This is a genomic window from Bradyrhizobium septentrionale (assembly GCF_011516645.4).
Classification (GTDB): Bacteria; Pseudomonadota; Alphaproteobacteria; order Rhizobiales; family Xanthobacteraceae; genus Bradyrhizobium; species Bradyrhizobium septentrionale.
The window spans coordinates 9690676-9708787 of the sequence record NZ_CP088285.1 but is presented as its reverse complement, the minus strand read 5'-3'; the positions used below and the strand labels follow the sequence as shown (position 1 = coordinate 9708787).

Sequence of the window (18112 nt, the reverse complement as noted above, 5' to 3'; positions counted from 1 at the left end):
GATGAGGCCGCAGGCCAGCCGAAGGGAGATCGAGCGCGATAAGGCCGAGCGGGAGCGTCTGGCTTGGGACGCTAGAGCGACTCAACGTGTTCTCTCAGGAGGTCGACGGCTTCGATCAGACCTGCGGCCTCCATGTCCAACAATAAGGCTTCCGCCGTCTTCTCGGGGCGCTTGAAACGGAGCCTCATCTTTCGAATGGCAGCTACGGCGCGCCCGGGATCAAGCGCGATCGTGTCGGCAATGAATGAATCTGCCGATTTGGCTTCGATGTTGAGATCAGAAAGGATGTCCGACGGAAAATGCCTGAGATTTTCAGTCACGATCATTGAAGCTTGAGTTTTTACTGCAGCTGCTAAGACGTGCTTGTCGCCTCGATCCGGCAACGCATCTCCAAGCGGCAGCAAATGATCGTAGTTCTCAACCTTCGCGTCTTCGAAGGCGGCTTCCATGTTCTTGCGGGCGCGTTGCGCTCGGTCGGCGGCGTCCGGGTGCCCCCGTTTGGCGTAAATTTGCTCTACCGCCTTTTGAGTTTCGTCCAATATCTTCTCAGACCAGCGGAGGCGGAAAAAATCCGCCTCCGCGAGAGACAGCAACAGGTTTCGTTTGAGGACGCTGGCGAGAGAGCAAGCGTCTACGAGCGCTGTAAATCGATTGGCAAACAAGGTTACAGCAACTCCCCATCCTCTTCAGCAAGGGCTGAAAGGGCCTCGCTTCGCTTCTTGTCTCGAGCTCGTTTGTACGCGAACAGGTCTTCTGCCTTGATGCGACGATGGCGTCCCACGGTTTCGTATGGGATCTGGGCCTTGTCGAGCAAGGAAATGAAGAACGGGCGCGAAACATTCAGAACGTCGGCAGCTTGCTGAGTGGTCAGCATCTCATGCACCGGCACAAGGGTAACTGCATCGCCTTTCCCGATATGCCGGAGCAACTCGATCAGGAGTGCTGACAAAGCTGGACCTAAGGCGATCTCTCTCGTCTGCTTCTGGTCATCGACGAGACGCAGCTTTGTATCGCCCGCCGCATAGGCAGCGAATATTGTGCGCAATTGATTGGCTGATGCCCTCTCGGTCTCGGATGGCAACCTGCCGCCGAGTTCCTCGGCGTATGCTGGCAAGGTCATGTGGCTCTCCCTTTTTGAGAGATTAGATAGCCCATATTCGAAATATTCGCAATATACGAAGCAATCGAAACGTAAAAGTTCCGTTAAGATGGGCAAAAGCACTGCCGGTCTTTAATCTTTAAACTATTGTTTTCATTTATGTTTTTGAAATTGTTTCAAGCGATGCGCAGGGCAGGGACAGCTGGTCGGAAGCCGCAGACTGAAAATTGAGCCAGGGCTGCGCGAGCGGCTCGGGCGCACTGCAAAAATTTCAGGTGCGCGCCGGTCAGGCGCGCAGCCGTTTTCAATAGATGCAAAGCTGCGACTGGTCCGAGACGCTTGGCCCCTGGATGAGGGCCACGAACCCTCCAACCTGCCTTTCTGTCGCGACCAAGAGGGTAGGGTCGCGCCGGCTCTATCCACCACGATGTGGCTGAGGCCGGACGCTTTGATCGCGCGATAACGGCGGTGTTGAGATTGCGTCGGGCGGTGACTCCGACCGTGCCTTCGATCATGCAATGCGATTGCGGTCGCTACCGTTCGCCAGGGTGCGCCTCCCTTGCCGTTGATGCGCTGATGTCAGCATGTGTCCGATCGATCCGGCGGTGTCCTTGTAGAGCATGGGTACCCGCCGCCATGGTTGTCTCCGTCAGTTCGTTCAGGGCTCGCGTCCAATGCAACCTCGAATGGGCTGATCAGGCCCGAGGGCCGGCAAGAGCCTCGATCGCCTTCCCGCAACAGCTCACGCCTGCTTTTTTCCCCTGCCGTGTGGCCCAGCGTTTCTTTCGTTACGCGATCGAAGGCGACAGCCCGCCCTGGCGGCCGCTTGCCGCGTATGATGATGGCCGCAAAGTCTATGTCGAATTCCCGCAAGGTATTGTCCAAGGCGAGATGCCGCCGCTCTTCGTCATCGCCGCTGACGGCAGGACCCAACTTGTCAACTATCGCGCGTACGGCAACGTGTTGATTGTGGATCGGCTGTTTGCGTCCGCAGAACTGCGCCTTGGGGGTGAGCACCAGCAGAAAGTCAGAATTGTCAGGACTGATGGGAGGCCGTCGTCGTGAATACACAGAATGGAGACGGTCACGAGCAGGCGATTCCGCCGCAAACACTGGACGACCCGTCCGTGAACTTTCGGCTGAGAGCGGAGCATCCGAGCGTGACGCGGTTGTCGCGGAAGGTTCTCGCAGGAGGGAGCGCGGTTGCCTTGCTTGCCATTGGTGGTGCCGTGTTGTGGTCGTTGCAGAGCAATCGCCCTCGAGACCCGGCGGCCGATGAGCTCTACAGCACCGAGCATCACAATGTTGCCGACGGCATCGCGACGCTGCCAAAGGACTATGCAGGCGCTCCACGCGAGGCCATCCCGCAGCTTGGTCCGCCGCTCCCGGGCGACCTTGGACGGCCGATCCTAGCGGCTCAGGGCCAGTCGCCCACCATCGGTGTTGATCCGGAGCAGCAGCGCCGGGACCAAGAAACCGAAGCGGCCCGCGTCAGCCATTTGTTCGCTTCGACCAACGGGAGAGAGGCGCGTCCGCCTGCCGTCACGGCTGAGGGGAGCGACCGCAATGCTTCCTCGATATCGAGTACCAACAGCGACGCAGGGCTTGCGCAGGACGGCCAGGATAGGAAGCTTGCCTTCGCCAATGCATCCGTGGATCGCCGCACGGTAAGCCCTGACCGTGTCACCAAGCCGGCTTCACCGTATGTTGTGCAGGCTGGAACTGTCATTCCGGGAGCTCTGATCACCGGGATTCGATCGGACCTTCCAGGACAGATCACCGCGCAGGTGACGGAGAGCGTTTTCGATTCGCCCACCGGGCGCCTTCTGCTTATCCCGCAAGGGGCGCGCTTGATTGGGGTCTACGACAGCAAGGTCGCGTTCGGCCAATCTCGCGTCCTACTGGTTTGGACTCGCCTGATCATGCCGAATGGTCGTTCGATCGTTCTGGAGCGACAGCCAGGCGCGGATGCGGCAGGGTATTCAGGGCTGGAAGATGAAATCGACAACCATTGGAGCGAGCTGTTCAAGGCTGCTGCCCTATCGACGCTTCTGGCTGTCGGTACCGAGCTTGGTGCGGGATCCAACACCAACAGCAATGACAGTGCCATTATCCAGGCCCTACGGCACGGAGCCGGGGATGCGCTGAATCAATCCGGCCAGGAAGTTGTTCGTCGCAGTTTCAATATTCAACCGACGCTGACCATTCGTCCGGGCTTCCCGGTGCGCGTCATCGTCAATCGCGATCTTGTACTCGAGCCATACAGGGGATAACGACCATGACTGCCAAGCTCAAAATTGGCGCGCTGCCGGACGACAAGCCCATCAAGATCAGCATCGAACTGCCGGCTTCTGTGCATCGAAACTTGGTAGCTTATGCAAAAGCACTAGGAAGCGAGTCCGGTCAACACATCAACGATCCGACCAAGCTGATCGCGCCGATGTTGGCACGCTTCATGGCCACCGATCGGGGATTTGCTAAGCTTAAGCGCGCAGTTCATTTGCCAGAGGCCGGCACAGGGTAACGTTCACCCAGGAGCTTTAGAAATCGATCCAAGGCGGGATTTTCGTTGTCCATCCGCCAATGGGCCGAGAAGTCTATTCGGCTCGCTCCTGTTCCGTCACGTAGCTCTCGATAAACCAGGCCAGCGAAGCTTGCGCCCAGGTCAGATTCCATGCCTAGACTGATTCCAAGTCCCATGCTGATCAGGCTTTTAATAATACCGTGGTTCGCATCGTGCCGGTCGATCCTGGGTCGATCATCCGAACTGAGGAGCTTGGACAAGATGAGGCTCTCAAGCTCTCGGCCAGGGTCGTGATGGCTCAATAGAAGAGTTTCATCACGCAGATCAGTCCAGTAGATCACGTCGCGGGCCGCCAAAGGGTGATGCTCTGGCAAAGATACAAGAATCCGCTCGCTCCAGAGCTTGACGCTTGTGTTGCCTGATGATCGCGCTTCGCCAGTGACAACCAGGACATCGAGTGCCCCGCTCCTGAGCTCGTTCATCAGATGGGTCCGCTGCCCCTGAACTGCTGTGAGCTCGATCTGTGGAAACCGTCTCTTGAATTCAAGTAACGTCGCCCGCAAATTTCCTGCGGAAATCGATGTGCAGAAGCCGACTGAGATACGGCCGGCCTCCCCCCGACCGTTCGCCGCACCGGTTGCGACAAGCGTGTCGACTTGATCGAGGATTGTTCTGGCAATTCGCAGGACTCTCTTTCCTGCGAGCGTTGCTTTCACACCTGCAGTTGAGCGCTCGAATAGCGACGCCCCTATATGACGCTCTAGTTGGCTGATGGATCGGCTCAGCACGGAGTGCCTAATACAAAGTAGGTCGGCCGCACGTCGGAGGCTTCCGCTATCGGCGGCGGTCACCGCGAATCTAAGGTGTTGCAGATCGATAGCAGCTGCACGTGTGATATCGGGCTTTCGTTCGCGTTTGGCTTGATCGGACATATTGGATGCCTTTCGTGTACGTCCGCGCAGGACGCCGAATTGCAGCCGCTCCGGGTGGGAGTTGCCCAAGCAGTGGCGGCCGAAATGATCGGCGTCAAAAGAACCGGTCTAGCCGGGCTACTCGACTCGCGTTCCCTCACTAGCGCTCCACTTGAGATTTCAAGGTATTCGCCGCGCCGAATTGCAAGCACCAGGACGCGGTACCGGTTGAATCTCGACCTCGCTCATTTTATACTTTGGAACCTAATTATTAATGAAGGAAGTCATCGTGACGAAACTCAATCTGCCGGTGGAACCCGGAGACTGCGATCGGACGCCCGACCGTCGATGGCAAAGTTCTGATCGGCCGCATTGCCCCGAGTTTCACAGAGCGCTGTCATAGAGGAGATATTCTCTGCGCGCTCCGTGACGTTGCATCCGATGCTTGCGAGCTATCGCTGTCGAATCTCATCTTGAACATCACGAGGCGCTATGGCCCTCGCGTCCACACACCTTGGCCATTGCTGCCCGCATTCGGATCTGCCGCGGCTCATGCGAGGCGCGGCCTGGTTCGAAGCCCCGCCGGCGTTTTGTCATGAAGTTCTTTTGGGGCGTACTGATGGTCTTCCGACTAAGCCTTGTGCTTTGGGCGTTGATACTGCTGCTCGTTTGCTTCTGTCTGAGTTGAGAGTCTGCCGTTCTCGATGGTTCCAACAGTCCGGAAGGATGTTGAACGATGTGCCAGGCCCGAACCAGCATTTGACAAGGCCGACGCTTGTATCTAAGACTTAGGAACCAAAGCATCTGGTTGCGGCGGAGATGCCTGCGATGAAGATCGAAACTGTATACGTACCCACTGACCACTACATCGATGGCAAGCGGGTGAGTGGATCGGCCAGCTTCGAAGTGCGGACACCGATCGACAATTCGGTGCTTGGGACATGCGCGGGAGGTAATAAGGATCTGATTGATCGCGCCGTGGAGGCGGCCCGCGCCGCATTCCATACCTGGGGCAAAGCGAGCGCGGTAGCGCGAGGAGTGGTGCTGCGCCGGTTCGCGCAACGTATCCGCGCTAACAAAGCCGCGCTGTCGATCGTTGAATCCACCGACAACGGTGGACTGCGCCACGCCATTGCTGCCCATATGATCGAACGCAGCGCGCAGAACATTGAGTTCTTCGCGGCCCGAGCCGAGCACATCGGTGGTGAAGTGGTACCGGGTAGCACGAATACCGACATAGTCACCTATGAACCGGCAGGCGTTGCTGCTCTGATCACGCCTTGGAACGGTCCATTGATGCTGAGCACGTGGAAACTTGGTCCCGCGCTTGCGGCTGGCAATACAGTTGTGCTGAAGCCGCCGGAGCTTGCGCCATTGTCGTGCGGTCTGCTAGCGAGTCTGGCAGAGGAGGCGGGAGTGCCTCCAGGCGTACTCAACGTGGTCCATGGCGATGGTACTGTCACTGGCCAGGCGCTTGCCGACCACCCGGGCATTTCGCGTATCAGCTTCACGGGGTCGCCGCAGACGGGGCGCAAAGTCGCCACCGCCGCCGCTGCTAATCTGGTGCCGGTCAGCCTTGAATTGGGCGGCAAGTCGCCCTTTGTCGTATTTTCTTCCGCTGATCTCGACGCTGCAGCAGCGACGGCGGCGCGGCAATATTTCAACGCCGGGCAGGTGTGTCTTGCCGGGACGCGGATTCTGGCCAAGCGCTCGATCGCGCAATCGCTGCTCGAGAAGATTCGCGAGAAGGTCGGCGCAATGCGAATCGGCGACCCTCGTGACGAGAGCACGTCAATCGGTCCGCTGATCTCTGCGCGGCAGTTTGAACGCGTCAAGGGGTTCGTCGATCGTGCGCGCGCGCAGGGGGCAGAGGTCCTGTTCGGCGGCCGGCAGCATTCCGCCGGCGAGCTCTATTTCGAACCCACGTTGCTTGCGCCGGTCAGCCAGAAATCCGAGATCGTGCAGAACGAAGTGTTCGGCCCGGTGCTGACCTGGCAGACCTTCGACGAGGAAGCCGAGGCGATCACGCTCGCTAACGACACCACCTTCGGGCTCGCGGCCGTGATCTTCACCGGAGATCCAGCGCAGGCGGAGAGGGTCGGAAAAGCGATCGTCGCGGGAACTGTGTGGGTCAACTCCTTCTTCGTTCGAAACCTGGCCGCGCCGTTCAGTGGCTTCCGGCTCTCAGGCGTCGGTGTCGAAGGCGGCAATCGCAGCGTCGACTTCTATTGCAACGTCAAGAACCTCTCGATCGACAACGCTTCCTTCCAGCGAGGGGCGTCGAGCGGGCCGGGACGGCCGCACTGACGATCGAAAAAGCTCGGAGTCGTGGGTTGGGAAATACGCGAGGGTAAGATGGGTAAGATTGTTGCCGCTGCTTTGGTTTCGCATGTGCCGCCGCTGGCATTGCCGACGAACCGGCGAATTTCGCCTGATGGAGAGGATACCGATCTCGTGAAGGGATTCGAGCGTATCAGGACCAGACTTGATGAGGTCAAGCCCGATGTGTTCGTCATCGTCGACAGTCACTGGTTCACCACCAGCGAGCACGTGGTGGCCGGCGCCGCTCGCCATCGCGGCACTCTGACCGCGGAAGAATTACCGAGTCTCATCAACGGGATGGCGTACGACTACCCGGGTGCCGTCGCACTTGGTGCCGCGTGTGAGCAGGCCGGCGCGAGGAGAGGCAATTTTCACTCCATTAGCGATCGGCCGCAAATCGTGAACGTGACCGACGTGCATCTGCCGCACCATTATTCCACCATCAATGTCGTCGCGCATCTGCGGCACGACAATGAAAAGATTCTGGCAGCGAGCGTGTGCCAGACCGCGAAGCCGGACAATTTCATGGAGTTCGGCGCAACCATTCGCGAGGCGATCGATCAGGTCGACTGCCGAGTCGCGATCTTCGGGTCGGGCGCCATGAGCCATCGCTTTCATCCATTCGACAAGATTGTGTCGGCGATCAGCCTGTCCTACCAGCCACACGGGATCTCGTCGACGGATGCTTATGAATACGACATGCGGGTGTTGGAGTTGTGGAAAGAGGGGCGTCACGCCGACGTGCTCGAGCGCTACCCCGACTATATGAGGTTCTTTCCCGAAGCGTGGTTTGGCCACTATCTGATCATGCTTGGCGCGCTGGGCGGCGCGAAGTTCAAAGGCGCAGGCCACCCGATGTCCCGGTACGAGAATCATGTCGGTACCGGCAATATTCACGTCTGGTTCGATGTCGCGGGGGTACAATGATGTCGGTTCTTCATGGTCCGCGCCGTGAAGTGCGCAAAGTGCTGCATGACGGTCTCACGCAGTGGGTGCGCCCGGAAGGTGACGAACTGGTACTCCCCGACGGCCGGCGGATTTGCGAGAATGAAGCGCATTATTTGCCCCCATGCAATCCGAGCAAAATCATCTGCGTGCACGTCAACTCAAGATCGCGGTTTGCCGAGTTCAAGGATGTGGCGACCAATCCCAGCTACTTCCAGAAGCCGACGACCTCGCTGAACAGCCATCGTGGGAAAATCCATCGCCCGGATGATTGCCGATATCTGAACTATGAAGGCGAAATCGCGGTTCAATTCGGCAAGGTCGTCAAGGGTCTCGAACCGGGCGAAATCTGGGACGTCATCGACGGGTTCGCGCCCGTCAACGATGTCGGGTTGCAAGACTTCCGGGATATCGACCGCGGATCGATGCTGCGGGTCAAGGGCCAGGATGGATTTTGTCCGATCGGCCCGGGGATGGTGTCGGGCGTTGATATCCGCCAACAGGTGCTGCGCACGTGGATCAACGGCAAGATGGTCCAGGAAGGTGCGGTGGACGAGTTCGTGTTCTCCATGGGATTCATGGTAGCCGACCTCAGCCGTTACATGACCTTCGTGCCCGGCGATATCCTGCTCACCGGCACGCCGGCTAACTCCCGGCCGATGAGCATCGGCGATCGCGTGGAGGTCGAAGTGTCCGAAGTCGGGCGACTGACGAATACCGTGGCCGAAATCCCCGCGGCTCGGCACAAGATCGGTCATCAACCGACCGATAGCGACACCGTGCGGGTGATCGCGCTTGGTGGCGACTTTGTTCCGCCTGATGCAGCAGGGCGCGCAGGCCGATCATGAAAAAGCCTCCCCGTCTCCGATCACTTCGTTGGCGCTGGACCCGCCTAAGCCGCCCGCTTTTGGGGGCATGGTGCATGCTTCCGGACAGGTTTGCGGCTGAAGCGACTGCCTCGCTGGACTTTGATTTCGTGTGTATCGACGCCCAACATGGGTTGATCGATTATCGTGACGTGGCGCAAATTCTCCAAACGCTCGAACTCGGCGAGGCGGCACCCGTCGTCCGAGTGCCCTGGAATGAACCTGGTGTTATCGGCAAAGTGCTCGACGCCGGCGCGATGAGCGTGATCGTACCGATGGTCAATTCCGCTGATGAAGCCCGCGCGGTCGTGGCTGCAGCACGCTATGCGCCCAACGGCAGCCGCAGCTTCGGCCCCGTCGGCGTCGGTCTGCGCGATGGAACGGACTACCTGAAGCGGGCAGAGGAGGAGGTTGCGGTCATCATCATGATCGAAACCGTTGCGGCGCTTCGTGACGTCGATCAGATCGCCGCCGTTCCCGGAATCGATGCGCTGTTCCTCGGTCCGTTCGACCTGTCGCTGAGCCTCGGCTTGGCGCCCGGCGACAACGATGGGGTTGCGGTGTTCGACGACGCCATCGCCTCCGTTCTGCTCAGTTGCCGCAAGCACAATCTGAAGGCCGGCATCCTTTCCAACCGCATGGTGGCGCCGCGCCGCGTCGCGCAGGGCTTCAACATGATTTCCGTCACCATGGACGTTCAGGCCCTGAGCGGCACCATGGCCGACGATCTCAACATCGTTAAATCGCGACTGGGAGCGGCCGTCGCATCGAGGAGTTAGGTACCATGCTCAGCGAACAAACGCGCCAATCAATCTTTGAGGAGATCGCCAATGTCTACGAAACGAGGCGGCAGATCCCGCCACTCACCACGACGTATCCTCTTATCCGCATTGAAGACGCCTACGCGATCCAGCAGCGCTTCATCGATCAGAAGTTGAGCACCGGTGCCAGAGTGACCGGCTACAAGGTTGGTCTAACGTCGAAGGCGATGCAGCAACTGGCCGGAGCGACAGAGCCCGATTTCAGCGCAATGCTGGACTACATGCATATCGCGGAAGCCTCGGAAATTCGTACCTCCGATTGCTTCGATCCGATGGTCGAAATCGAGATCGCATTCGTGATGAAGAAAGCTCTTAGGGGACCGAACGTGACTGCGGTCGACGTCATTCGCGCTACCGACTTTGTCCTGCCAGCGATCGAGATGGTTGAGTTCCGTATCAATCGCAGCCAGGGGCTGAGCTTCATCGATACGGTTGCAGATCTCGCAGCCATCGGCGGCGTTATTGTCGGCAGCAATCCGCGCCGGCTGGACCAGATCGATGTCCGCGATATCAGCGGAGAGCTCGTTCGCAACGGCGATGTCATCGAGAAAGGGTTGTCGTCGGCCGTTTTGGGAAGTCCGGTTACATCCGTTGCCTGGCTGGCCAACAAGCTTAGCGCGTTTGGTGTCGGTTTTGAACCGGGCGAGCTGGTCTTGTCTGGCTCGTTCGTGCGTGCGGCGCCTGTCAAGCCGGGCGACAAGATCGTGGCGCGCTTTAGCGGTGGTCTGGGCGACGTGGCCGTGGATTTCGTGTAGCTCCGCGCGCAGCAACAAGGCGTCTTGGACGCCTAAGCAACGCTTAATAAGCATCGGTTCTGCCGGCTGAAGAAGCAGTGCGGCAGGGAAGGCGCGTGCGCGGCTCTCCCGTGCCGCGCACGCGCCGACTGAGGGCCGACAAGAGTCTAGGACGAGGGTCTGGCAACTCCACAGGATGTTGAAGTCCGGTGGACATGATGCCGATCGTCACCTCGGACGTAACAGGAGGGAGACGTGAAGAAAGATAGCTCGGTCAACAATGTTGCTACGCTTGGCGTCTTATCCTGGCTGATGCTGTGCAGCCTCGGCACTTTGCAGCTGCAGCCCCAGATCGGCGGCGTCCTGGTCGCTGATCTTGGTATCTCTTGGCCGGATGTCGGAATCTTGTTCGGCACCGAGTTCGTTGCTGCTGGTATCGGTAGCTGCGTTGCGGCGCTTTCGATGAACCGATTGGACCGGCGTCTTCTCTGCCTCTGTACCGTTCTGCTACTGCTTGCCGCAAGCATCGCAAGTGCTTTGGTCACCGCGTTCATCTGGCTTGCCGTCGCGCGCTTTACCGCCGGCTTGGCCGGGGGCGTGATCCAGGCTGTGGTGTATGCGACCGCTGCGCTTCGTAGCAACAAGGACCGCACTTTTGCAACGATCAACATCGTGTTGATGTTGGGAGGCGCCCTCACGATGGGGCTTGAGCCCATGATGACCGATGCCGGCGGGGTAGCGGCAGTGTTCGGGTTGTTCGCCGTGATGGCGCTGGTGGTGTTGCCGCTGCTTCGGGTCATTCCGCGCGGTCCGGCGGACATCCGAGATTTGCCGCTAGCTGCGGCCACCGCCAACCCCGCCGGGCTTGGTAAGCACGCTATCTTGCTCCTGCTCTTGTTTGCGCTGGTATTCGGAGGCCATACATCGTTGTGGAGTTACCAAGAGCGCATTGGCAACGACCTCGGCTTGTCAGATCATAATATCGGGATGATTCTGGGCGTCAGTACCTTGCTTGGCGCGTTGGGGGCCGCGATCGCAGGCTTCGTCGGCAGCCGGCTCAATCAATGGATGGCGCAACTGATAGCGTTTACTGGGGCGATCACTGCCTCTCTCCTGACGGTCTATGGGCAAAGTGGGCTAGCGTATGCCAGCGGCATCGCGTTGCTGATGACGGTCCGGTTCTTCGGCCTGACTTATATGTTCGTGCTGAGCACGGATCTTGACCCGTCGGGTCGCCTGACCGGATTGGCCAATACCGCGATATTCGTCGGCGCGGGTCTCGGTCCCTTTGCCGCCGCGGCTGTCGTAGGCGATGGCAATTTCCAGGCGGTCGGGTTGTTGTCCGCAGGAATCTACGTCGCATGCATCGCCGTGGCTCGGTACATTACCGCCCGGTCACGCGCCCTTAGGGTCGTGCCTTCGCAATAGGCCGGGTCTAAGGAGTGCGCGACATTGACGACAACTGCGCTGCGGCGGCAAGAATCGAGAGCGGCCTTCAGATGATCGTCCTTGCGTTCTTTTTGCGATTTGTGTCACGTGCCGCGCACGCCCCGCTTTTTGATGTTAGGGACGGCGGTCTCAAGTTTCTGAGTCTTGATCAGCGCCAGAGCCTTGGCCGACTGTTGGCCCGCTACTAGCGCATCCACGTCGTCGGCCAGTGTTTGACGGATGATCTGGAGTACCTGCCGCAGCTTGGCTTCGTCTGCCCGAGAGACGTGCCGAGTCATCATTGCGCCGTTGGCCTCCGCAATTTTCATCAGCTTCGTCTCGAGCTTTTTGGCGGTGTCGGTGAGATAAACCCCAGTCTTGCGTCGGTCGACCATATCCCGCTCACGCCGAACCAGACCCTCGCGTTCCATCGCCCGAAGCATCTCCAGGACGGACGGCTCCGTCAACCCGAGCCGGTTGCTGAGCTCGCGCTGGGTGACGCCGTCTTCTTGCCAGAGCGAATGCAGGACCTGCCAGTAAGCGCCTCGGACACCGTGTTGGCCGATCCTGATATACAATGAACGCTTCACGAAACGCGCGGTATCGGCAATCAAATAGCCGATGCTCTTATCGAAATCATCCGAGCCCGACGTCGGCTTCGGACCAGGAGGCGAGTGTTTCTTGCTCATGAGTTCCCTTCACCAAAATTAGATTTGCTATAACCGAAATCCTTAGGAACCTAAATACCCCGTAGGGATTTGAATAGCCCGAGAAACGTAGGTGCGATCCCGACCTGAGACCCCCAACTTAGTGCGCTGGGATACACGCCGTGAACGGACTGACGAAGACTGGAAGCCTCGAATGGTTCAAAGCCGACATTTCGCGTCAATGCGCTATGTCCTGGCCTCATCGACACGCCACTCCAAAAACCGCATTTGGCCATCGGAGGCCGCAAAGAAGGAATTCAGTGCTGCCTCTGTCCCAGGCCGGATGGACACATCAGAGGAAATAATCGTCCGTTCCCGCATGAAACAGGTCGCAGCGTCAACCGCTTGGAAAACGAGTCCTTCCTTCGCGCGGGTCATCTGGCTGATCCTTCACCGCGAACTGAGCGAGACCTCCCACCGTGCGCGCGGTTGCGGCCTTGAAGAGCAACTTGAGATGGTTGCATATCCCGCAACCAACGCTCCCCTAGACGCTTGGTAGATTAGTCTAGGTAGACGTCGAACATGCGCAAGCTCCGGAAGCAGCCCCGCGCGCAAGCGCCCCTTGGGCTTTCAGATCAAAGAAAGCGCGGAGCTAGGCTTTTTTCACGAACTCCGACTTCAAATTCATCGCGCCGATCCCGTCTATCTTGCAGGCGATATTATGTCCGTCAGTCGCCTCAGTTAGGCGGATCTTCTTGACTTTGGTCCCCCCTTTGACGACCGATGACGCCCCCTTGACCTTCAGGTCTTTGATCACGATGACGCTGTCTCCGTCCGAAAGCACACTGCCGTGAGCATCGCGCACGTTCGGTTCTCGCGAGATCTCGGCCATGCCGCTATTCTCTGCACTCCACTCATGCGCGCATTCCGGGCAAATCCATAGGCCGCGATCTTGATAAGCATGCTCAGAACTACATTTCGGGCATTTCATTCCATCGTCCATCATCGACCTCGCTATTAAATCGCTGAAGTTTTGAAGACAAGATCAAGAGCCTCCTAATTCGGGAGGTCACAAGCCTGATGCCTGATATCCACGTCTCGCGTCAGTCTGCCGGAAGCTCCGACACTAGCGCGATTCACGGGCGAGATCGCTGCTTCGCAATCTTCCGCGACGGATCGCCCAGCGTTCATGGCTATGGCGCATCACGCGATCGAGCGCTGCCCGTGAACCCAACGTCTTCTCGGGGATGCAGGCGATGACAGCATTGCGGTCCTCGATGAATTGCTCGTCGACGATCCATGTCCGCAGTTGTTCACCGGCAAGTCTGGCTGCGATCCGGTCGGGTGTCGGATCAATGTCGTGCGCGACCATTATGTTCATCACGATCCGGCCGCCCGGTGCCAGACGGGCGCGGATAGCGTCGCAGATCTCCACATCGAACTCCTCCGCGAAACGGAATCCCGGTCCGCCGACGTCGATCGCAATGCCGTCGTAATAAGCGCGGTCATCGAAAACGAATTTTCGAAAGTCGGAGACGATGCAGGGCAATTCGTCCGGTAGATCGAAATATCTGTGCGCGAGCACGAAACTGATCGGGTTAATGTCGACGATGGTCAATCTCTTGCCGCAACGCCAGAGCCGCGTCGCAAGATTTCCGCCGCCGCAGCCCAGGACGAGGATTTGTTCGGAGCGGGATAGCAGTTGGTCCATGAGTTTGACATAGGTGAAGACGCTTTCGCCGTTAGGCGTTGCCTGACTCTGCCTTACGCCATCTTCGAAGTACACGCGCGTACCGTCCCAAGAGCATTCGACGATATCGATCTGCCCGTTCTTTCCTTGGTATCGCCCCAGCAGTTTCACGGCAGGCAACCCATCCCAACGATTGGAATATCAGAATACATGCATTAAACGTCGCTTATCATGCAATTTGCAGGGCGCCAACTATTTCGGGTGCCGACGGCAATGTTTCCGCACTCCTCGATGAAAATTCGATACAAGGGCCCAGGGCTCGATCCGCTTCAAAGAGCGGGTGCTTGGCAGTGATATATTTTGTATCTAGATTGATGCTTGAAGCAGTAATTCGGATGGTGTAGGTATATTCAATGCGAATCTCATCGGAGCCCGCCATTTCATGATCACGGCCAACCAACTCAGGGCCGCCCGCGCGCTTCTGAATATCGACCAGCGGCAGATGGCCGAGCTGGCCGATCTTTCGGTCCCCACCATTCAGCGCATGGAAGCAAGTGACGGGGTTATCCGCGGGAACGTCGATTCTCTGATGAAATTGGTTTCCGCACTCGATAATGCCGGGATCGAATTGATCAATCCGGGAGTTGCGAGTTCGGCCGGTGGTCGGGGCGTTCGTCTCAGGGAGCACGTCACGAAGCCAAAAATGAAGAACACGAAGCAGCCCAAGCCCTCTTCGTCACGGACTTTGGAACGAGCGCGATGATCTCCTGAGCTATCCGAAGATGGATTTCCCGATGGGGGATGATGAAAACGCTGAAGACCAGTGTACTCGCAAGCGGATTCTCGCGCCTTAAGGCGCCTCGATGGCATCTGGGTGCCTTATGGGTATCCGACGTGCGCGCGGGAAAGATTTTCCGCATCGATCTGGACGGCAAGGTTACAATCGTTGCCGACGTACCTAGTCGACCGTTCGGTCTTGGCTTTTTGCCTGATGGGGATCTACTGGTCGCCTCGATGACCCAGAGGCTGATCCTGAAACTCGGTGCCGACAAGCCGACGATCCATGCCGACTTGACCGATCTTGCATCAGGATATCTACGGGACCTGGCCGTCACTCGCGATGGGAACGCATATGTGACGTGTTTCGACGCCGATGCTGCTGGACCCGACGGCTTCGCGTCGGCCCGGGTTCTTCTGGCAACGCCGGACGGCAACGTCCGATCGGTCGCCGACAACGTCGCGCATCCGAGCGGATTGGCAATCACAGGTTCGCATGACCTGCTGGTTGCGGAGACGCTCGGAAATCGGCTTCTCGGGTTCGAGATCGGCAGCGACGGAGCGTTGCTGCATCGAAAGGTCTTCGCCAACTTCGTGGGGATGAGCCCGCTCGGCATCTGCGTGGACGCTGAAAGCGCCGTCTGGGCGGCCGCCGCCCGACAGTCGCTTTTTTGTCCGCGTGCAACAGGGCGGGCGGATCACACACCGCGTTCACGTACCGAGCCGGCATGCGGTCGCGTGTCAGTTGGGCGGACAAGACGGCCGGACGCTTGTCTGCCTGACCGTGGGTGCCAATCTTGATGATTATCCCAACCGTCAGCAGACAGCCCGCGTCGAGGTGACGGCGGTCGACGTGCCCGGAGCAGTGAGTTCCATACGTTTGGCGGAATCTCACACTTATTAGCGTTCCGGGTTGGCTTGGCCAGTTGTCGCCCAATCGAGGCGCAGAAAGCTAAAGATGGAAGTCTCGGACAAGCAGATCTCGGAAAAAACGCCGTCGCCATATGTCGCCGGCCTTCTGTGCCGATGTCCGCGCTGCGGCAAGGGAAAGCTGTTCGAGGGGTTCTTGACCCTGAAATCAAAGTGCGACGTGTGCGGTCTCGATTTCAGCTTTGCCGACTCCGGCGATGGGCCTGCCATATTCGTCATCATGATCGCTGGCGCTATTGTCGTAGGGGCGGCTCTGTTGACGGAGGTCAAATATCGACCGCCGTATTGGGTCCACGCGGTGCTGTGGATCCCGTTGATCCTGACAGTCACGCTATGGCCTCTGCGAGGTCTGAAAAGTCTTTTGATCGCGCTGCAGTATCATCACAAGGCATCGCAGGGAAAGCTCGTTTCGCGAGCCGAAAATAACCCGCCTTAACGAGTCATGCCTCGATCGACGGCAACTCCCGCGCAGCAAGCCATATATGCTCGGCGGCACAAGCGTTCGCGCACAGAATTCCAAGCGCGACAAGCACATCCGGCCACATCGTTCCTGATGCCCAGGTCAAAAAGGCGGCCAGAATGATGAGGGCGTTGATGATCGCATGTTGGCGAATGTCGGAGAGCGATCCGGCCAGATGCGCGAGCATGCCGTGTTTGGACAGGACGAGACAGACGGTACGCATACGACGAGGACCGCGTGATGGACGCATGCGCGCGGGTACGGCGAGCTCTATGATGGCGTTTGCGTGAAGGTCAGGCGGCCTGCTGATCGGCGGGCTTGTCGGCTTGGCGCAGGAGCTTCCATTCCCAGGGCAGCAATTCGTGCAGACGCGATGCGGGAAGATCGGCGATACGGGCGAGGACGTCGGCGAGCCAGGCTTTCGGATCGACGTCGTTGAGACGACAGGTCGTGATCATCGTCAGCATGATGGCGGCACGGTCGGCACCACGCTGGCTGCCGGCGAAGGTCCAGTTGCGCCTTCCCAAGGCGATGCCTCTCAATGCGCGCTCAGCACAATTGTTGGTCAAGCAGATCCTGCCATCGTCGAGGAAGCGGGCGAAGTCGTCCCAGCGCCTGAGCATGTAATTCATAGGCTTCAGGACCTCGGAGGAGCGAGAGAGGGTTTCGCGCTCACGCAGCAACCAGGCGTGCATGTCCCCGAGGAGCGGCTTGCTCTTTTCCTGGCGCACGGCGCGCCGCTCTTCGGCGCCGCAGCCGTTAATGGCGCGCTCGATCTCGAACAACACATCCAGGCGCCTGACCGCCTCCAGCGCGATCGGAGAGACCGGTTTACCTCTCTTGCCTTCCCGGGCATTCTTCTCGATGTCAGCCAGCTCGAAGAAGCCCCGCCGCGCATGGGCGAAGCAAAACGCCGGCGTAATCGGCAGCACCTTCTTCTGCGGGTCGAACAGCGGCTCGAAGCCGTTGTAGCAATCGGCTTGCAGGATGCCGGCGAAGGCGGCCAGATGCTTCTGCGGATGCTCGCCTCGTCGGTCGCTCGAGGCGTAATAGACCGCCGCCGGCGGCGCAGGCCCGGCAAAGGGCCGGTCATCCCGCACATAAGTCCAGATCCGCCCGGTCGTGCACTTGCCCTTCGCCAGGATACGGATGGTGGTGTCATCGCCATGAAGGCGCTCAGCAGCGAGCACATGGCGTTCGATCAAGTGGAAGAGTGGCATGACGGCGAAGGTCCCGTGGCCGACCTGGTCGGCCAGCGTCGACAGCGGCAAATCGATCCTCTCGGCCTTAAAGCGCGCACTCTGGCGGTTGAGCGGGATATGCATGCCGAACTTGTCGAACAGGATCGTCGCCAGCAATTGTGGGCCGATGAAGCCGCGCGGCGTGGCATGGAACGGCGCAGGCGGCTGGCTGATCTTCTCGCAATCGCGGCAGGTGAACTTCTCGCGCACTGTCTCGATGACCTTGAAGCGACGCGGGATCTCCTCCAGCGTCTTGGTCACATCCTCGCCGACCTTCGCCAGCCGCGATCCGCCGCAGCAGGCGCAGCTCGTCGGAGCGTCAATGACGACGCGCTCGTGTTCGATGTCGTCCGGCCAAGGCTTGCGCACCGGCCGCTTGCGCGTGAAGGGGCGGACGTTCTGCGTCTTCGCCGCTGCGGCCTGCGCCGCAAGCTCATCCTCGCTCGCCGTGGCGACGAGGTCTTCGAGCTCCAGTTCCAACTGCTCGAGCAGCCGCGCCGTGCGCTCGGAGCGCTGCCCGTACAGTTCGCGTTTGAGCTTCTCGATCCGCAGCTCGAGATGCGCGACCAGCGCCTCGTTGTTCGACAGCTCCGCCTGCGCGCTGGCAGCCATCGCCTCAGCTCGCAGCCGCGCCTCACGCTCGGCCTGCAGCGCCGCCAGGGCACTGACAAGGTCCGATGGAAGATCGTCCGGCTTTGATATCACGAAGCCATTGAA

Annotated in this window: 20 protein-coding genes and 1 pseudogene; 12 read left to right on the top strand and 9 right to left on the bottom strand. The window is 59.2% G+C overall.

Annotated elements, in window-relative coordinates:
- Positions 1 to 71: 71 nt before the first annotated feature.
- Together HAP48_RS48715 and HAP48_RS48710 are read right to left on the bottom strand one after the other, a co-directional pair.
- Complete coding sequence (locus HAP48_RS48715; protein ID WP_166208198.1) at positions 72 to 662, bottom strand: PIN domain-containing protein; 591 nt, start codon at positions 660 to 662, stop codon at positions 72 to 74.
- Positions 663 to 664: 2 nt separating this feature from the next.
- The gene (locus tag HAP48_RS48710; protein WP_166208195.1) at positions 665 to 1120 is read right to left on the bottom strand and encodes an excisionase family DNA-binding protein; all 456 of its coding nucleotides are present in this window, start codon (positions 1118 to 1120) and stop codon (positions 665 to 667) included.
- A gap of 750 nt (positions 1121 to 1870) precedes the next feature.
- On the opposite strand from HAP48_RS48710, the pseudogene HAP48_RS48705 reads away from it, so the two are divergent.
- The 3 genes and pseudogenes from HAP48_RS48705 to HAP48_RS48695 form a co-directional block, all read left to right on the top strand.
- A pseudogene (locus HAP48_RS48705) lies at positions 1871 to 2164 on the top strand (TrbG/VirB9 family P-type conjugative transfer protein); the annotation flags it as partial.
- Complete coding sequence (locus tag HAP48_RS48700; RefSeq protein WP_166208192.1) at positions 2161 to 3372, top strand: TraB/TrbI/VirB10 family type IV secretion system protein; 1212 nt, start codon at positions 2161 to 2163, stop codon at positions 3370 to 3372. The pseudogene HAP48_RS48705 and the gene HAP48_RS48700, both read left to right, overlap by 4 nt.
- Positions 3373 to 3377: 5 nt before the next feature.
- Positions 3378 to 3623, top strand: coding sequence for a DUF2274 domain-containing protein (locus HAP48_RS48695; RefSeq protein ID WP_166208189.1), 246 nt, complete (start codon positions 3378 to 3380; stop codon positions 3621 to 3623).
- On the opposite strand, the gene HAP48_RS48690 is transcribed toward HAP48_RS48695, so the two are convergent.
- Positions 3596 to 4555, bottom strand: coding sequence for a LysR family transcriptional regulator (locus tag HAP48_RS48690; RefSeq protein WP_166208186.1), 960 nt, complete (start codon positions 4553 to 4555; stop codon positions 3596 to 3598). The two genes, HAP48_RS48695 and HAP48_RS48690, sit on opposite strands and share 28 nt — an antisense overlap.
- Before the next feature lie 807 nt (positions 4556 to 5362).
- Here HAP48_RS48690 and HAP48_RS48685 point away from each other — a divergent pair.
- From HAP48_RS48685 to HAP48_RS48660, 6 genes are all read left to right on the top strand, one after another.
- Entirely contained in the window at positions 5363 to 6841 is a 1479-nt protein-coding gene (locus HAP48_RS48685) for an aldehyde dehydrogenase family protein (protein WP_224496875.1), read from the top strand.
- A 48-nt stretch (positions 6842 to 6889) separates the two neighbouring features.
- Positions 6890 to 7783 (top strand): DODA-type extradiol aromatic ring-opening family dioxygenase, encoded by an 894-nt coding sequence (locus HAP48_RS48680; RefSeq protein ID WP_166208180.1) that lies wholly within the window; start codon positions 6890 to 6892, stop codon positions 7781 to 7783.
- Positions 7780 to 8649 (top strand): fumarylacetoacetate hydrolase family protein, encoded by an 870-nt coding sequence (locus HAP48_RS48675; RefSeq protein WP_224496874.1) that lies wholly within the window; start codon positions 7780 to 7782, stop codon positions 8647 to 8649. Before HAP48_RS48680 ends, HAP48_RS48675 begins: the two co-directional genes overlap by 4 nt.
- A gap of 74 nt (positions 8650 to 8723) precedes the next feature.
- A complete protein-coding gene (locus tag HAP48_RS48670) occupies positions 8724 to 9446 on the top strand; it encodes an HpcH/HpaI aldolase family protein (protein ID WP_166208177.1) in 723 nt (240 codons plus the stop codon).
- A 5-nt stretch (positions 9447 to 9451) separates the two neighbouring features.
- A complete protein-coding gene (locus HAP48_RS48665) occupies positions 9452 to 10243 on the top strand; it encodes a 2-keto-4-pentenoate hydratase (RefSeq protein ID WP_166208174.1) in 792 nt (263 codons plus the stop codon).
- 234 nt (positions 10244 to 10477) lie between these two features.
- Positions 10478 to 11650 (top strand): MFS transporter, encoded by a 1173-nt coding sequence (locus HAP48_RS48660; RefSeq protein ID WP_166208171.1) that lies wholly within the window; start codon positions 10478 to 10480, stop codon positions 11648 to 11650.
- A 104-nt stretch (positions 11651 to 11754) separates the two neighbouring features.
- Here the strand turns inward: HAP48_RS48660 and HAP48_RS48655 are convergent, their stop codons facing one another.
- The 4 genes from HAP48_RS48655 to HAP48_RS48640 all read right to left on the bottom strand — a co-directional run bounded on the left by HAP48_RS48655 (position 11755) and on the right by HAP48_RS48640 (position 14426).
- Positions 11755 to 12339: a MarR family winged helix-turn-helix transcriptional regulator gene (locus HAP48_RS48655; protein WP_166208168.1), complete on the bottom strand. Its 585-nt coding sequence runs from the start codon at positions 12337 to 12339 to the stop codon at positions 11755 to 11757.
- A 610-nt stretch (positions 12340 to 12949) separates the two neighbouring features.
- Positions 12950 to 13300: a zinc ribbon domain-containing protein YjdM gene (locus HAP48_RS48650; protein WP_166208165.1), complete on the bottom strand. Its 351-nt coding sequence runs from the start codon at positions 13298 to 13300 to the stop codon at positions 12950 to 12952.
- A 123-nt stretch (positions 13301 to 13423) separates the two neighbouring features.
- A complete protein-coding gene (locus tag HAP48_RS48645) occupies positions 13424 to 14158 on the bottom strand; it encodes a spermidine synthase (protein WP_224496872.1) in 735 nt (244 codons plus the stop codon).
- 58 nt (positions 14159 to 14216) lie between these two features.
- Positions 14217 to 14426: a hypothetical protein gene (locus HAP48_RS48640; RefSeq protein WP_166208159.1), complete on the bottom strand. Its 210-nt coding sequence runs from the start codon at positions 14424 to 14426 to the stop codon at positions 14217 to 14219.
- Positions 14427 to 14429: 3 nt separating this feature from the next.
- On the opposite strand from HAP48_RS48640, the gene HAP48_RS48635 reads away from it, so the two are divergent.
- From HAP48_RS48635 to HAP48_RS48625, 3 genes are all read left to right on the top strand, one after another.
- Positions 14430 to 14750, top strand: a complete 321-nt coding sequence (locus tag HAP48_RS48635) for a helix-turn-helix domain-containing protein (RefSeq protein WP_166208156.1) — start codon at positions 14430 to 14432, stop codon at positions 14748 to 14750.
- A 38-nt stretch (positions 14751 to 14788) separates the two neighbouring features.
- Positions 14789 to 15565 carry an SMP-30/gluconolactonase/LRE family protein gene (locus HAP48_RS48630; RefSeq protein WP_210295620.1) on the top strand — a complete coding sequence of 259 codons (777 nt, stop codon included), beginning with the start codon at positions 14789 to 14791 and terminating at the stop codon, positions 15563 to 15565.
- A gap of 157 nt (positions 15566 to 15722) precedes the next feature.
- Positions 15723 to 16130 (top strand): DUF983 domain-containing protein, encoded by a 408-nt coding sequence (locus HAP48_RS48625; RefSeq protein ID WP_166208150.1) that lies wholly within the window; start codon positions 15723 to 15725, stop codon positions 16128 to 16130.
- Between the two features lie 4 nt (positions 16131 to 16134).
- Here the strand turns inward: HAP48_RS48625 and HAP48_RS48620 are convergent, their stop codons facing one another.
- Together HAP48_RS48620 and tnpC are read right to left on the bottom strand one after the other, a co-directional pair.
- Positions 16135 to 16341, bottom strand: coding sequence for a hypothetical protein (locus HAP48_RS48620; protein ID WP_166208147.1), 207 nt, complete (start codon positions 16339 to 16341; stop codon positions 16135 to 16137).
- Between the two features lie 106 nt (positions 16342 to 16447).
- Positions 16448 to 18100, bottom strand: coding sequence for an IS66 family transposase (gene tnpC / locus HAP48_RS48615; RefSeq protein ID WP_166207527.1), 1653 nt, complete (start codon positions 18098 to 18100; stop codon positions 16448 to 16450).
- Positions 18101 to 18112: the final 12 nt, after the last annotated feature.

Coding starts and splice junctions, on each gene's coding strand:
- HAP48_RS48695 (WP_166208189.1), top strand. CDS start 3,378: ATGACTGCCAAGCTCAAAATTGGCGCGCTGCCGGACGACAAGCCCATC.
- HAP48_RS48620 (WP_166208147.1), bottom strand. CDS start 16,341: ATGCTCGCGCATCTGGCCGGATCGCTCTCCGACATTCGCCAACATGCG.
- HAP48_RS48690 (WP_166208186.1), bottom strand. CDS start 4,555: ATGTCCGATCAAGCCAAACGCGAACGAAAGCCCGATATCACACGTGCA.
- HAP48_RS48675 (WP_224496874.1), top strand. CDS start 7,780: ATGATGTCGGTTCTTCATGGTCCGCGCCGTGAAGTGCGCAAAGTGCTG.
- HAP48_RS48665 (WP_166208174.1), top strand. CDS start 9,452: ATGCTCAGCGAACAAACGCGCCAATCAATCTTTGAGGAGATCGCCAAT.
- HAP48_RS48680 (WP_166208180.1), top strand. CDS start 6,890: ATGGGTAAGATTGTTGCCGCTGCTTTGGTTTCGCATGTGCCGCCGCTG.
- HAP48_RS48625 (WP_166208150.1), top strand. CDS start 15,723: ATGGAAGTCTCGGACAAGCAGATCTCGGAAAAAACGCCGTCGCCATAT.
- HAP48_RS48640 (WP_166208159.1), bottom strand. CDS start 14,426: ATGGCGGGCTCCGATGAGATTCGCATTGAATATACCTACACCATCCGA.
- HAP48_RS48710 (WP_166208195.1), bottom strand. CDS start 1,120: ATGACCTTGCCAGCATACGCCGAGGAACTCGGCGGCAGGTTGCCATCC.
- HAP48_RS48670 (WP_166208177.1), top strand. CDS start 8,724: ATGCTTCCGGACAGGTTTGCGGCTGAAGCGACTGCCTCGCTGGACTTT.
- HAP48_RS48685 (WP_224496875.1), top strand. CDS start 5,363: ATGAAGATCGAAACTGTATACGTACCCACTGACCACTACATCGATGGC.
- HAP48_RS48650 (WP_166208165.1), bottom strand. CDS start 13,300: ATGGACGATGGAATGAAATGCCCGAAATGTAGTTCTGAGCATGCTTAT.
- HAP48_RS48655 (WP_166208168.1), bottom strand. CDS start 12,339: ATGAGCAAGAAACACTCGCCTCCTGGTCCGAAGCCGACGTCGGGCTCG.
- HAP48_RS48630 (WP_210295620.1), top strand. CDS start 14,789: ATGATGAAAACGCTGAAGACCAGTGTACTCGCAAGCGGATTCTCGCGC.
- HAP48_RS48635 (WP_166208156.1), top strand. CDS start 14,430: ATGATCACGGCCAACCAACTCAGGGCCGCCCGCGCGCTTCTGAATATC.